The 13,307-nt window shown below is 35.1% G+C and carries 14 protein-coding genes; 9 read left to right on the forward strand and 5 right to left on the reverse strand.

The genetic code is table 11. The features are described from left to right. Positions 1 to 101 precede the first annotated feature (101 nt). Positions 102 to 824, forward strand: coding sequence for an LPS export ABC transporter ATP-binding protein (lptB, locus tag V4538_05990; protein MES2380569.1), 723 nt, complete (start codon positions 102 to 104; stop codon positions 822 to 824). Positions 825 to 836: 12 nt separating this feature from the next. Here the strand turns inward: lptB and V4538_05995 are convergent, their stop codons facing one another. After that, positions 837 to 1,883 carry a YCF48-related protein gene (locus V4538_05995; protein MES2380570.1) on the reverse strand — a complete coding sequence of 349 codons (1,047 nt, stop codon included), beginning with the start codon at positions 1,881 to 1,883 and terminating at the stop codon, positions 837 to 839. 78 nt (positions 1,884 to 1,961) lie between these two features. On the opposite strand from V4538_05995, the gene V4538_06000 reads away from it, so the two are divergent. Then, on the forward strand, positions 1,962 to 3,215 hold the full coding sequence (locus tag V4538_06000; protein ID MES2380571.1) for an amidohydrolase family protein: 1,254 nt from the start codon (positions 1,962 to 1,964) through the stop codon (positions 3,213 to 3,215). Here the strand turns inward: V4538_06000 and rlmB are convergent. Beyond that, entirely contained in the window at positions 3,212 to 3,985 is a 774-nt protein-coding gene (rlmB, locus tag V4538_06005) for a 23S rRNA (guanosine(2251)-2'-O)-methyltransferase RlmB (GenBank protein ID MES2380572.1), read from the reverse strand. The two genes, V4538_06000 and rlmB, sit on opposite strands and share 4 nt — an antisense overlap. Before the next feature lie 262 nt (positions 3,986 to 4,247). Here rlmB and V4538_06010 point away from each other — a divergent pair, with 262 nt between their 5' ends. Further along, positions 4,248 to 4,760: a GNAT family N-acetyltransferase gene (locus tag V4538_06010; protein ID MES2380573.1), complete on the forward strand. Its 513-nt coding sequence runs from the start codon at positions 4,248 to 4,250 to the stop codon at positions 4,758 to 4,760. On the opposite strand, the gene V4538_06015 is transcribed toward V4538_06010, so the two are convergent. Genes V4538_06015 through panC form a run of 3 tightly spaced genes read right to left on the reverse strand, consistent with a single transcriptional unit; the run spans position 4,755 to position 7,008 of the window. After that, a complete protein-coding gene (locus V4538_06015; protein ID MES2380574.1) occupies positions 4,755 to 5,315 on the reverse strand; it encodes an NUDIX hydrolase in 561 nt (186 codons plus the stop codon). The two genes, V4538_06010 and V4538_06015, sit on opposite strands and share 6 nt — an antisense overlap. 3 nt (positions 5,316 to 5,318) lie before the next feature. Then, a complete protein-coding gene (locus V4538_06020; GenBank protein ID MES2380575.1) occupies positions 5,319 to 6,098 on the reverse strand; it encodes a hypothetical protein in 780 nt (259 codons plus the stop codon). Positions 6,099 to 6,156: 58 nt separating this feature from the next. Then, positions 6,157 to 7,008: a pantoate--beta-alanine ligase gene (gene panC / locus V4538_06025; GenBank protein ID MES2380576.1), complete on the reverse strand. Its 852-nt coding sequence runs from the start codon at positions 7,006 to 7,008 to the stop codon at positions 6,157 to 6,159. 117 nt (positions 7,009 to 7,125) lie between these two features. Between panC and V4538_06030 the strand changes: the two genes are divergently transcribed. The 6 genes from V4538_06030 to V4538_06055 all read left to right on the forward strand — a co-directional run bounded on the left by V4538_06030 (position 7,126) and on the right by V4538_06055 (position 13,283). Beyond that, a complete protein-coding gene (locus V4538_06030; GenBank protein MES2380577.1) occupies positions 7,126 to 7,941 on the forward strand; it encodes a glycogen/starch synthase in 816 nt (271 codons plus the stop codon). After that, entirely contained in the window at positions 7,913 to 9,277 is a 1,365-nt protein-coding gene (locus V4538_06035) for a DUF4270 family protein (GenBank protein MES2380578.1), read from the forward strand. The genes V4538_06030 and V4538_06035 overlap by 29 nt, the downstream gene beginning before the upstream one ends. Before the next feature lie 19 nt (positions 9,278 to 9,296). After that, positions 9,297 to 10,334 (forward strand): 3-deoxy-7-phosphoheptulonate synthase, encoded by a 1,038-nt coding sequence (aroF, locus tag V4538_06040; protein MES2380579.1) that lies wholly within the window; start codon positions 9,297 to 9,299, stop codon positions 10,332 to 10,334. A gap of 16 nt (positions 10,335 to 10,350) precedes the next feature. Further along, a complete protein-coding gene (gene glmS / locus V4538_06045) occupies positions 10,351 to 12,192 on the forward strand; it encodes a glutamine--fructose-6-phosphate transaminase (isomerizing) (GenBank protein ID MES2380580.1) in 1,842 nt (613 codons plus the stop codon). Between the two features lie 100 nt (positions 12,193 to 12,292). After that, positions 12,293 to 13,039, forward strand: a complete 747-nt coding sequence (locus tag V4538_06050) for a cyclase family protein (protein ID MES2380581.1) — start codon at positions 12,293 to 12,295, stop codon at positions 13,037 to 13,039. A gap of 10 nt (positions 13,040 to 13,049) precedes the next feature. Continuing rightward, the gene (locus V4538_06055; GenBank protein ID MES2380582.1) at positions 13,050 to 13,283 is read left to right on the forward strand and encodes a 4a-hydroxytetrahydrobiopterin dehydratase; all 234 of its coding nucleotides are present in this window, start codon (positions 13,050 to 13,052) and stop codon (positions 13,281 to 13,283) included. The last annotated feature ends 24 nt before the right edge of the window (positions 13,284 to 13,307 follow it).

Genomic DNA, 13,307 nt, shown 5'->3' on the forward strand with positions numbered 1-13,307 from the left:
AAACCTTGAAAAGAGTATTTTTCCTATAAAAAAGAGTATTGATACTACTAAAATGGCATTATAATTGCAAACACAAGTCTGCTCAAAGCATACCATTAAACATGAAATTAGAAAGCCATAATTTAGTTAAACGTTATAAAAAGAGAACCGTAGTAAACAATGTTTCTATTGAGGTAAATCAGGGCGAATGTGTTGGTTTATTAGGCCCCAACGGAGCAGGAAAAACAACTACCTTTTACATGACAGTTGGCTTAATAAAACCTGATGAAGGTCGTGTAACGCTTGATGGAGAAGATTTAACCGCTTTACCCATGTACAAAAGAGCCCAAAAAGGCTTGGGTTATTTACCACAGGAAGCCAGTATTTTCAGAACACTGAGTGTGGAAGACAACTTAAAAGCGGTGATGGAATTAACGGACATGAGCAAAGAAGAACAACGTGACAGACTGGAATCGTTAATTGATGAATTTACTTTACACAAAGTACGCAAAAGCCCGGGCAATGTATTGAGTGGTGGCGAAAGACGCAGAACGGAGATAGCCCGCGCGTTAGCTGTTAATCCAAAATTTATTTTATTAGACGAGCCTTTTGCAGGTATTGACCCCATAGCTGTTGAAGATATTCAGGTAATTGTAGCTAAGCTAAAACACAGAAACATTGGTATTTTAATTACCGACCACAATGTACACGAAACCCTTTCTATAGTAGATAGGGCTTATCTTTTGTTTGAAGGAAAAATATTGAAATCAGGTACAGGACAAGAGTTGGCAGATGATGAAATGGTGCGTAAAGTTTACTTAGGACAAAACTTTGTTTTAAGATAGACCGCTCGATTATTAATATATCATTTTAGCTATTTTACCTTTACTACCGACAAGAAAAACCGCATTTCCTTTTTTTGCTTTGCGCACTGTATTGAACGATACTTTAGAAATGCTTTTCCAGGTTCTTTCCTGATAGTTAAAAGCATCTACACCATTGGTACCGCAAGCTAAAAAGTTATTGATACTTAACTTTTCAATACACGACCTATAGCCAAAAGGTTGCTCTCCCGCATCTTCATAGTAAAGATTAACTCCTATTTCATCAAAGTTTTTATACCTCACACTGTCTTGTAGGTAATTACCACCCACTGCAATTTTAGCTTTATTGGTAACAGCAAATGAAAACGCTCCTTTCGCACTGGCTCCTTGTTGTATTAATAAATTAGTTTTGTCGCTAGCCTTTTGTAACGATTTAAAATGATAAAAGCTAGATTTCATACCACCCGTTACAAAACCGAACTCTTTATTTCCCCAACACCGCAAGCTGGTTCCACTGGCTGCAAACACAGCCTCTCCATCATTGGCTATGGGTGTATATTTTTCATCTATGTTTTGCCAAGTATTGCCGCCATCCAAAGTATATAACATAAAAAAATGTTTTTGAATGGGGTCGCCAACCAGTACTCCTTTTTTATCATTCCAAAAATCCATGGCATCTAAAAAAACAGCGGTATCTGTATTTTTATAAACTTCTTTCCATGTTTGTCCGCCATCAGTTGTTTTTAAAATATAGGCAGGTGCTCTCGTACTCATTACGATAGCGTTCTTAGCATCAAATGCTTCTATATCTCTAAAATCACAGGTTTCGTAACCTGCCAGTTTATCAAAGTAAAATGTTTTTCCCCCATCTGTACTTTTTGCAATGGTGCCATTATTTCCACTAGCCCAAATAACACTATCATTCACTACACTTAAACCCCTAAACGAAGTTTTATGCAATACAACGCCTCCGTTTAAAACAAAACTATTTGTATCGCACAAAGCAATATTCGTTTGTGCCATACCCCATTGCGCAAGCAATAAGCACCCAATAATAAAACCTTGTTTTAACTTTGACATAAACCAAAAATACAAATTGTAGCAGCAATTTACCAACGGTATTTCTATTTTTAAGGTAATCTGCTACATTTGTTTTTAATGATACAAAAACCAATTGCTTTACTTTTTGCTCTGGTAATTTTTATACAAGCAAAATCACAAAATACACCTACCGTTATTACCAATGCAAAAATTCATATTGGTAACGGACAAATTATAGAAAAAGGCACCCTTGTATTCAGCAATGGAATTATTGAATATGTAGGAACTGACAACAACACCTTTTATAAAACAGCTACCATTATCAATGCAGAAGGAAAACACGTTTATCCGGGCTTATTTGCTTTAAACAATGTAGTTGGATTAAATGAAATAGATGCTGTAAGGGCTACCCACGATTTTAATGAAAATGGAAGTATAAATCCCAATGTACGTGCACAGATTGCCTACAATACCGATTCGAAAATTCTGCCTACTCTAAAATTTAATGGTATTTTATTTACACAGGTAACTCCACAAGGAGGTTTAATAAGTGGCTCTTCAAGTGTTATGAAAACCGAAGCATGGAACTGGGAAGATGCTACCATAAAAAAGGATGATGGTATACATATTAACTGGCCGGAACAAAACCCTTGGGGTAATCTGGAAAAACAAAAAGAGCAAATTGAAAAACATACCCAATCGCTCAAAACCTTTTTAACCGAAGCAAAACATTATTGCCTTAACACGCCTGTAGTTTCAAACATTCGTTATGAAGCTATGCGCAACATTTTCAATAAATCAAGCAAACTATTTGTGCATGTGAATACGGCCAAAGGCATTATTAATTGTATTCAGTTTTTTAAACAGCAATTTCCTGAAATAGATGTGGTACTTTTTGATGCAGCAGAAGCAAACTACTGCATTGATATCATCAAAGAGAACAATATAAAAGTAGTCATTAGTAATATACACAGCCTGCCAAGCAATGCCAGTAAAGACGTTGACCAACCTTATAAAACGGTGGCTCAATTATTCAATGCAGGAATAACAGTTGCCGTAGCACGCAATGGAAGTTGGGAAGCCCGTAACGTAATGTTTAATGCCGGTACAATAGCCGCTTATGGTATAAACCCGGAACAAGCATTACAAACCATTACCTTAAACGCAGCAAAAATAGTTGGCTTGGATAGTTTGTATGGAAGCCTAGAAAAAGGTAAAAAAGCCAGCCTGATTATCAGCGATGGCGATGTATTGGACATGAAATCAAACAATATTGTTCAGGCATTTATTAATGGCGAAGCATTAACCATTGACAATGAACAAAAAGCTCTAGCCAAAAAGTTCCAGAATAAATACGGTATAAAAAACTAATTGGTTATACGTTGGCGTACCGTTTCGTACAAAGCAATGCCTGCAGCCACACTTACATTTAACGATTGTACTCCAAACTCCAAAGGTATTTTGGCCATTTCAGTACATTTTTTTATAACCTCAGGGCTAATGCCGGTTTCCTCGTTACCCATAATAATAGCAACAGGGCCGGTTAAATCAAGTTGATGAAAATTTTGGCTTGCCTTTTCAGTACAGGCTATGGTTAAAATGCCACTTTGGTTAAGCAACTCCATAACCGTTTTATAATTTTTTTCCCTGCAAATAGGAATATGCATCAGCGCACCTGCCGATGTTTTAACTGCATCTTCATTAATAGGTGCATTGTCATTGGTTGGAATTACTATGGCATTTACTCCTGCACAATAAGCAGAACGGGCTATGGCTCCTAAATTTCTTACATCGGTAATTCTATCCAACACCAAAATAAATGGCGTTTTTCCCGCTTCAAACAATTGCGGTATAATGTCCTCAATTTTTTGAAATGTAATAGGCGATAAATAGGCAATTACGCCCTGATGATTTTTTTGCTGTAAAAAAAAGAATTTCTCTTTAGGCGCATATTGGAAAGGAACATCAAACTCTTTACATTTACTGATAATCTCGTTTAATAAATCGCTTTTTGTTGCTTGCTGAATAATTATTTTATTAATATCCTTGGCTGCAACCAATGCCTCCAATACTGCATGTTGTCCGTATATTAACTGACTATTATCTATAGGTTTACTTTGATGTTTAGGGTAAAATGCCATGCCCGCAATATTAGTTCAAATGTTTCACAAATAAATTAGCAATTGCCATGGGCGCTAAAAAACGAAGTCCCTTTGCAATTAATTGAGTAGGCATTCAAACCAAAAATAAACACTATTTACCTGACTATATAATATTTACACAAACATTGGTATTTTTGATTGTTCAATTTTATTGGACTATTGGCAATAACACATTAGCATAACCTATTTTGATATTAGTTTTTGATTTGATTATTTGCATAAAAATAAACGAATGACCGTAATGGATATAAAAATTGTAAACTGTACCTTAAAACATAGGGCTGTTTTAGCTGAATTAGGCGCAAGTACATTTTACGAATCATACAAGGATGAGAACACGGAACACGATATGCAGTTGTATATTGAAAATACGTACACCATTGATAAAATACAAGAGAACCTAAACAATACCAATGTCATTTATTTTTTAGCTTACACGCAAGACGGTGAAGCAGGATATGTTAAACTATTACTCAATCAATTCAACCCAAAACTAAATGGTTCTTGTGCCGAGTTAGAAAAAATATATGTAAAGCAGTCGTTTCAACGACAAGGTATAGCACACCAATTATTACAGCACACCATTAATTTTTGCAAAGAGCATAATTATAAAAACCTGTTTTTAGGCGTATGGCAGGAAAACGAAAAAGCTTTGCAGTTTTACGCCAAAGAAGGCTTTGTAACCTTTGATACCCGTAAATTTACATTAGGTGAGCGTATCTGCGATGACTACATGCTCAATTTAGCACTATAACAATTCTTCTTTTTGCAGTAAAGCCAGCTTCATAATAGCTGCCACACTCATACTATCCGTAATAGTGCCATTCATTACCATTTGATACACCTCTTTAAATGGTAATTTTTTTATTTGCAATTGCTCCGTATCTTCCGGTTCCGCCTCTTTTTGCACCAAACCCTTTGCTACATAAATAATTGCCAATTCATCGCTCACAGAATTACTTAAATGCATACGCAATAACTCTGTCCAATGCTCAGCCACCAAACCGCATTCTTCCAACAGCTCACGCTTGGCACTTTCAATAGGTTCTACGCCAATAATGCCGCCACCTTCGGGTATTTCCCAACTGTAAATATTTAAAGGGTATCTATATTGGCCAACTATCCAGGTATTGTTATTTTCATCCAAAGGAATAACACCAATGGCTAAATTTTTAAAATGTACTTTTCCGTATATACCATCATTGCCACTCGGATTGATCACTTCGTGGTGCTGCACCTCTATCCAGTTATTTTCATAAGCAGTGGTAATGCTTTTGGTTTGCCAGGGATTGTGTGTTTCCTCAATCATAGTTTACGACTCTACTTTACGTAGAAAAGTTTTCCATTGTTTTCCTTTTTCGTAAAAAGGCTTACATGTTTTACATTCTGTATTCATGGCTTCATATAATTGAATGGTATCGCCTTTCGCTTCCCAAATCAGTAATTTCGATTCTTTGGTTGTAATATTACTTATTTCCATCAAATCATTTTCACTCATAGAAGCCTTATCGTTATTGATAAACGTTTGGTAACTTTGATAACCATCAATACCATTTATTTCGTTCATGGCAGTAAACTTTACCCCATAATTATTAGCTAAATCGGTAAACTCCCCTTCAAAAAGGTGTTTATTAATAGCATATTTTAAAGCCGGTAAATCACTATTTACTTTTACTATGGGGTTATTAATGGCCCTTACATAAGTAAAAGTTTTTTTAGCCGCTGAGTCATAGTAAAATAATTTATCGTCCTTGCTTACAAATAAATTACTGTGAGGCATGTGTGATAAACCTTCAACCGCTACTTCCGTTAAAGAAATACTATCAAATCCTGATTTCCAAAACTCTACATCACCATTTACCAGTATAATACTATCCGCATTTTTATCAATAATAATTTCACTACATAAAAACTGATCAAAACCATGAATGTTTTTTGTTTTATATACATGGTTTAATACTGACTCTAATAACCAATGTCCGTAAATTTGAGGTGATTCAACTGTTTTTGCTTGTTCTTTGGGTGCTTCATTTCCACACGAAACAAAAATGGTAACAACAAAAGCAATAATATAATGGGTAATTTTTTTCATTTACATTAAAATAATAGGTACGAAAATAAGGAAAGTGACTTCCAGTTTATTCACAAAATTAAGGCTTAATTACCCAATTATCAATTAACCTTACTTCTCCACAAAACACAGCAGCCAATATAACTGCCTTTAAATGGGCTGAACTATTACCACTTAATAACTCAAGTGTTTCACTATTATAAATGTTAAAATACTCTACTTGAAGGCTTTTATTGGCACCAATAATAATAAGTGCATTTTGCACCAATTGTTCAATGGTATGCAAACCCCAGTTTTCCTGTATATAAAATAGGGCCTTTGAAATAGCCGTTGCTTCTTCCCGTTGTATTTTATTCAAGCGTACATTTCTACTACTCATAGCTAGGCCGTCTTCATGCCTAACAGTTGGCTCAATACATAACTGAATGGTTGAATAATGCCTTTTAATAAGCTCACCCACAACCATTACCTGCTGGTAATCCTTTTGTCCGAAAAATGTTTTATCAGGTTTAACAATATCAAACAACTTAGCCACAATGGTTTTTACCCCATCAAAATGGCCGGGTCTTTTCTCCCCTTCCAAAACGGTAGTAATTAGGCCAAAATCTTCTGTGTTTTTTAGCAAGCCATCAGGATACATTTCATCTACAGGAGGCATAAAAAGAACATGGCAACCAGCCTCCAGCAATAGTTTAATATCCGCATCTGCCGTTTTCGGATATTTTTCTAAATCAGTAATATTGTTAAATTGAGTAGGGTTTACAAAAATGCTACAAATACATATATCTGTTTCTTGTACACTTTTATTAATTAATGATATATGTCCGGCATGCAAAGCACCCATTGTAGGTACAAATCCTATACTTAATCCCTTCGCTTTTTGCTCATTTACATAGTTTTGTACCGCCTGAACAGTTTTAAATACAATCACTTTAGTTTGATTTACAGCCGTTTGTTTATTTTTACGAACTTTTTTGTGGTCAATATTAAACAATATATTAACATTATCGTAAATTTGCCTACTTTTTTAAAAAGAAAGTTATTTAGTATGTCTAAGAAAAAAGTTCTTTTTATCTCGTCAGAAATGACCCCTTACTTGCAAGTAACCAATGTTGGTGAATTAGCAAGAAGATTGCCACAAGCAATTCAAGAAAAAAACAATGAAATCCGCGTGCTTATGCCTCGTTTTGGCTGCATAAACGAAAGACGCAACAAATTACACGAAGTTGTTCGTTTATCAGGTATCAATATAACTATTGACGATAACGATAATCCACTTACCATTAAAGTTGCTTCGTTACAAGAAGCTAAAATGCAAGTTTATTTCTTAGACAACGAAGACTATTTCCACCGTAAATTTGTTTATACCAACGATAAAAACGTATTTTTTGATGACAATGACGAGCGTACCATTTTTTTCTGTAAAGGTGCACTTGAAACAGTAAAAAAATTAGGCTGGCAGCCCGACATTATTCACTGCCAAGGCTGGATGACCAGTTTAATTCCGCTTTACCTAAAAACTATTTACAAAGACGAACCTGTATTTAGAAATGCTAAAGTTGTTTATTCTGTTTTCGAAAATCAATTTGAAGAAAATTTAGGTAAAGATTTTGCCCGTAAAGCCGGATTAAACGAAATTGATACCAAACAAGTTGCCTCATTAGTTAACTCTGATAGCACTGCTTTATATATAACAGGTATTACTCATGCTGATGCAGTAGTAACCGCCAGTGACGAAATAAATGCTGAAGTAGCTAAATTTATTAAAAAACAAAAAGGTAAATTAATGTTAAATCATGTTGAAGGTGCTTATGGCGAAGCTTATGACCAACTATATGAGAATTTACTTGAAAGGCAAAATTAAACTAAACAGCGCTATCAAAAATCTTATTTTCATTGGGTGCTTTATTATTATAGCCACCTTCTCTGCTTGTAAAAAAGATACTAATACTTTAGGAGTTGATTTTATTAACCCCGACAGTACTTTTGGTACCTCTTATAAAAGTTTTTTGCTAACTGGGTATACCACTAAAATGGATTCCTTACCAACATATAACCAATCGTTATATATGTTAGGAAGTATCAACGATCCTGTTTTTGGTATATCAAAAGCCACCATTCTAACATCTTATTCCATTCCAAATAATGCTGCGTCATTTAGTTTTGGAAGCGTAGGCTTGCAAATTGATTCAGTAGTATTACAATTAAGAATTGGAAATGATACTACCTATGCTGGCGATATCAATAGCCCCCATACTATTAAAGTATACGAGTTAAGTTCGCGTTTAATAGGTGATTCAATCTACTATTCAAACAGGCCTTATGCTGCTTCAACAATAGTAGTAGGTGAGTTCAATGATAGATTCAGACCAACAGACAGTATTTATAGTACATACGTAAATACGACTGCCGTTATTCCGCCTTGTATAAGAATAAAACTGTCTGACGATTTTAAAAATAAATTACAAAATGCAGGTACTTTAAACTCAAGTACGTTTTACGATAATTTTAAAGGGTTTGCGTTGGTTGATGAAAGTAATTTCGCCACAAATCAGGGAAGTATAGCTTATATAAACTTAAACTCTATTTATACCAATATGGTGGTTTATTATAAAAACGATACGACCAATTTAAGAGCTGAGTTCCCTATTTACACAAGTAATCCGAAATACAATCATTACCAAACCAACAGCACAGGCTTTAACCAACCTATGTTTAACGGAACACCTAAAGATACCGGCTATCTGCAAGCAATGGCAGGAACAAAAATACGTGTGTTTATACCACCGAGTATTATAGACTCGTTGGCCTCAACATTGGGTACACAATTAGCTATACAAAAAGCAGAGCTTGTTATAGATGCTTATAACGGTCTTGACAACAATACTTTTAAGCTGCCTAATCAGCTTACATTACTGGGTACCGACTCTGCAGGAAATAGCATTTTAATACAAGATATGTTTTCAGAAGGCAGTTTATATCTTGGAGGAAATATTTACAATAACCAATATAGATTCAATATCGCCCGGGAGTTAAATAAAATTATCTCAACACGTAAAAAAGGAGGCAACTCACACTTTGGATTCAACATTATAGTTCCCAACAGTACCAGTGGTTCCGTTTTTCAAACATCAGCTAGAAGAGCCGTTTTAAACACTAAAAATTTAAAACTTAACGTTAACTATACTGTTGTAAAATAAGCAAACGTCATTATTAATTGTGATTATTCAACTTACTAAACAAAGCAGCACTGCTCAGATTGATAGCCTACAAAAACATTTAAACAGGCTGGGATTAGAGTACTTTTTTCAAGCGGCCAAAAACCAGTTTATTGTTCCCCAAGCAAACCAAACCGAATTATTTAACGATTTTTCTTTTATTGAAAATATAATCAATATTTCTACACCCTACCAGTTATCATCTAATCAATACAAAAAGCAAACACGCTTTTTAGTAAATGGTATTGAAATTGGGGGCGACAATTTAAATTTGATTGCCGGGCCTTGCTCAGTAGAAAGTGAAGAACAGATTTTTGATGTTGCCCAATTTTTAAACAAAAACAAAATAAAGTTTATACGTGGCGGAGCTTTTAAGCCTCGTACCTCGCCTTATAGTTTCAGAGGTTTAGGAAACGAGGGCTTAAAACATATAAGGGCAGCAGCCGACAAATATGATTTAAGAGTAGTTACTGAATTAATGGATTTGAGTAACTTGGAGCAAGTATATAACCATACAGATATTATTCAGGTAGGGGCAAGAAATATGAGTAACTTTTCATTGCTTGCCGAATTGGGGAAAATAAATAAACCCGTAATGCTTAAACGTGGTATGAGTGCCAAAGCTACTGAGTGGCTTTTAGCAGCCGATTACTTACTTTGTGGAGGTAATGAAAACATTATTTTATGCGAACGAGGTATCAGAAGTTTTGATATACAAAGCAGGAATGTTTTTGACCTTGGCGTTATTCCGTTAATGCAATCCCTTTCACACCTGCCAGTTTTTGCCGACCCTAGTCATGGTGTAGGTAAAGCAGCATTTGTAAATAAAATGGGCTTAGCAGCCATTGCAGCCGGTGCCAATGGTTTAATGATAGAAATACACCCCAATCCTGAAAAAGCATTAAGTGATGGAGAACAAGCATTAAACTTTACAGAGTTTGAATCATTTTTAACGGCAGCTAAACCGCTATTAAATGCTATTGATAAAGCTGCTGACTTTAGTGAAACAAACAATTTTTTGAAATTAGAAAGTTTATAATATATTCGTTATAATTATGTGTGGAATAGTTGCTTACATTGGCCATAGAGAGGCTTGTCCTATTATATTAAAAGGGCTAAAAAGATTAGAATACCGCGGTTACGATAGTGCTGGTGTTGCATTACTAGACGATAGCAAAGAATTTAAAGTTTATAAAAAAACAGGTAAGGTTGCCGATTTAGAAAACTCCATTGGCGATCAAAATACCAGTGCACATACAGGTATGGGCCACACTCGTTGGGCAACCCATGGTGTTCCTAACGATATAAACGCACATCCACATTTAAGTGGAAATGGCGAGTTTGCCATTATTCACAATGGTATTATTGAAAACTATGCTTCGTTAAAAGAAATGCTCGAAAAACGTGGGCATCAATTTAAATCAGAAACGGATACCGAAGTTTTAATTCACCTGATAGAAGAGGTATATAAAAACAATGAGGTAAGTTTTGAAGAAGCTGTTCGTATGAGTTTAACCCAAGTAATTGGTGCTTATGCAATAGTTATTTTAAGTAAAAAAGATCCTAACTATTTAATCGGAGCCCGTAAAGGAAGTCCGATGGTTTTAGGAATTGGCGAAGGCGAACATTTTATAGCAAGTGATGCAACTCCTATTGTAGAATACACCCGCAATGTAGTGTATTTAAACGATGGTGAAATTGCCATAATCAAAGGGACGGACTTAACCATCAAAACCATTGACAACACTATAAAAACACCTTATATACACGAGTTAGAAATTAACTTGGAAAGTATTGAAAAAGGCGGCTACGAACATTTTATGATGAAAGAAATTTTTGAGCAACCGCGCTCTATTCTTGATTCATACCGTGGCCGAATCCACTTGAACGATGGTATTATTACTATGGCCGGAATTGATAAATTTGAAGATAAGTTTAAAAACTTAAAACGCATTATTATCATAGGCTGCGGTACTTCATGGCATGCCGGTTTAGTTGGCGAATATTTATTTGAAGATTTTGCCCGTATACCGGTTGAAGTAGAATATGCTTCAGAATTCAGGTATAGAAATCCCATTATTGACGAAAATGATTTTGTTATAGCCATTTCACAAAGTGGTGAAACAGCCGATACGTTAGCAGCACTAGAGTTGGCAAAAAGTAAAGGTGCTACCATATTTGGTGTATGTAATGTAGTAGGCTCATCTATTCCTCGTTTAACAGATGCCGGAGCATATACTCATGCAGGACCTGAAATTGGTGTAGCTTCAACCAAAGCATTTACAGCACAAGTAACAGCATTAACTTTAATGGCTTTATCTATTGCACAAAAAAGAGGTACTATTACTACCCAGCGTTTGCGTGAAATGATTGCCGAAATTGAAACTGTTCCTGCAAAAATTGAAAAGGTTTTAAAAACCAACGATTTTATAAAAGAGCTGGCTAAAGAATTTAAAGATTCAAGAAACTTCTTATACCTGGGCCGTGGTTATGGATTCCCGGTTGCTTTAGAGGGCGCATTGAAACTAAAAGAAATTTCATACATACATGCTGAAGGATACCCTGCTGCAGAAATGAAGCATGGCCCAATTGCATTAATTGATGAGGAAATGCCGGTAGTAGTAATTGCTACCCAAAATACCAATTACGAAAAAGTAATAAGCAATATACAGGAAGTAAAAGCCCGTAAAGGTAAAGTAATAGCCATTGCAACGGAAGGCGATAAACATGTAGCTGACATGGCCGACCATGTTATTTATATTCCGGCTTGCGAAGAGTCTATGTTGCCTTTAATAGCTACTATTCCATTACAATTACTTAGCTACCATATTGCTGTTTTAAGAGAGTGTAATGTTGATCAACCAAGAAACTTAGCAAAATCTGTAACAGTAGAATAAATTTACTTTACCCTATTATAAAAAGCCTGTCAGAGTTATCTGACAGGCTTTTCTTTTATATACATTTGTATTCAAGACCTAACAAGTATATTGCGTTGCTATGATTATTCAATTTGAACACAAACAGAAACAATACCAAGCTGATTTATCAAAACCCTTGGATATTTCTATTCCTTTATTTTCCGGGGCAAATAATCCAAATGCATTTCATATCAATCAACCCTTATTTGAACCCGTAAGAGTTGGTAGTTTTATAGGTTCAGTGCAAGAAGGGGGTGCCTGCAATTGCGAAAACCTTCACTTAAATGCGCATGGCAATGGAACGCATACAGAATGTGTTGGACATATTAGCAAAGAACGGGTAACTATAAACCAAACTTTAAAACATTTCTTCGCCATAGCACAGGTTATTTCAGTTACTCCACAACAAGTAACAAATGGCGATTATATTGTTACCAGAAGCAGTATCGAAGCACAATTAAATCCTTTAGCAGAAGCTTTAATTATACGCACCCTGCCTAATCTTGACAATAAGAAACAAACAAATTATTCTGGTAATAATCCAACCTACTTAGAAGTAAGCTTAGGTGAATTATTAGCACAACAAAACATTAAACATTTATTGGTTGATTTACCTTCGGTTGATAGAGAAGAAGATGAAGGTGCTTTGGCCACGCACCATGCATTTTGGCAATATCCGTTTAATACCAGAACAGAGGCTACTATTACCGAATTCATTTATGTAGATGATACCATTGCAGACGACATTTATTTACTCAATATTCAAATAGCTTCATTTGAAAGTGATGCAAGTCCGAGTAAACCCATTTTGTATAAACTTATTTAATAGAAATTTTATGAATAGCTGGATAGAAGAAAACAATAAACTAAGTAAAACTTTTACTTTTAAAACTTTTGGCGATGCTATGGCTTGGATGGTTAAAGCATCTTATCATATTGAAAAAATGGACCATCATCCGGAATGGATTAATGTTTACAATAAAGTTCATGTTAATTTAAGCACACATGATGCGGGTAATACTGTTACCAATAAAGATAAACAATTAGCTGCCTTGCTTGATAGTCTTTAAAATCATACAGGTTAAATTCAAAAG

This window comes from Bacteroidota bacterium (assembly GCA_040388375.1).
GTDB lineage: Bacteria > Bacteroidota > Bacteroidia > UKL13-3 > UKL13-3 > JAAFJM01.

What these genes read in the sequence shown, in the direction of transcription:
- lptB (MES2380569.1), top strand. Translation starts at nt 102, where the DNA reads ATGAAATTAGAAAGCCATAATTTAGTTAAACGTTATAAAAAGAGAACC.
- V4538_05995 (MES2380570.1), bottom strand. Translation starts at nt 1,883, where the DNA reads ATGTCAAAGTTAAAACAAGGTTTTATTATTGGGTGCTTATTGCTTGCG.
- V4538_06000 (MES2380571.1), top strand. Translation starts at nt 1,962, where the DNA reads ATGATACAAAAACCAATTGCTTTACTTTTTGCTCTGGTAATTTTTATA.
- rlmB (MES2380572.1), bottom strand. Translation starts at nt 3,985, where the DNA reads ATGGCATTTTACCCTAAACATCAAAGTAAACCTATAGATAATAGTCAG.
- V4538_06010 (MES2380573.1), top strand. Translation starts at nt 4,248, where the DNA reads ATGGATATAAAAATTGTAAACTGTACCTTAAAACATAGGGCTGTTTTA.
- V4538_06015 (MES2380574.1), bottom strand. Translation starts at nt 5,315, where the DNA reads ATGATTGAGGAAACACACAATCCCTGGCAAACCAAAAGCATTACCACT.
- V4538_06020 (MES2380575.1), bottom strand. Translation starts at nt 6,098, where the DNA reads ATGAAAAAAATTACCCATTATATTATTGCTTTTGTTGTTACCATTTTT.
- V4538_06030 (MES2380577.1), top strand. Translation starts at nt 7,126, where the DNA reads ATGTCTAAGAAAAAAGTTCTTTTTATCTCGTCAGAAATGACCCCTTAC.
- V4538_06035 (MES2380578.1), top strand. Translation starts at nt 7,913, where the DNA reads ATGAGAATTTACTTGAAAGGCAAAATTAAACTAAACAGCGCTATCAAA.
- glmS (MES2380580.1), top strand. Translation starts at nt 10,351, where the DNA reads ATGTGTGGAATAGTTGCTTACATTGGCCATAGAGAGGCTTGTCCTATT.
- V4538_06050 (MES2380581.1), top strand. Translation starts at nt 12,293, where the DNA reads ATGATTATTCAATTTGAACACAAACAGAAACAATACCAAGCTGATTTA.
- V4538_06055 (MES2380582.1), top strand. Translation starts at nt 13,050, where the DNA reads ATGAATAGCTGGATAGAAGAAAACAATAAACTAAGTAAAACTTTTACT.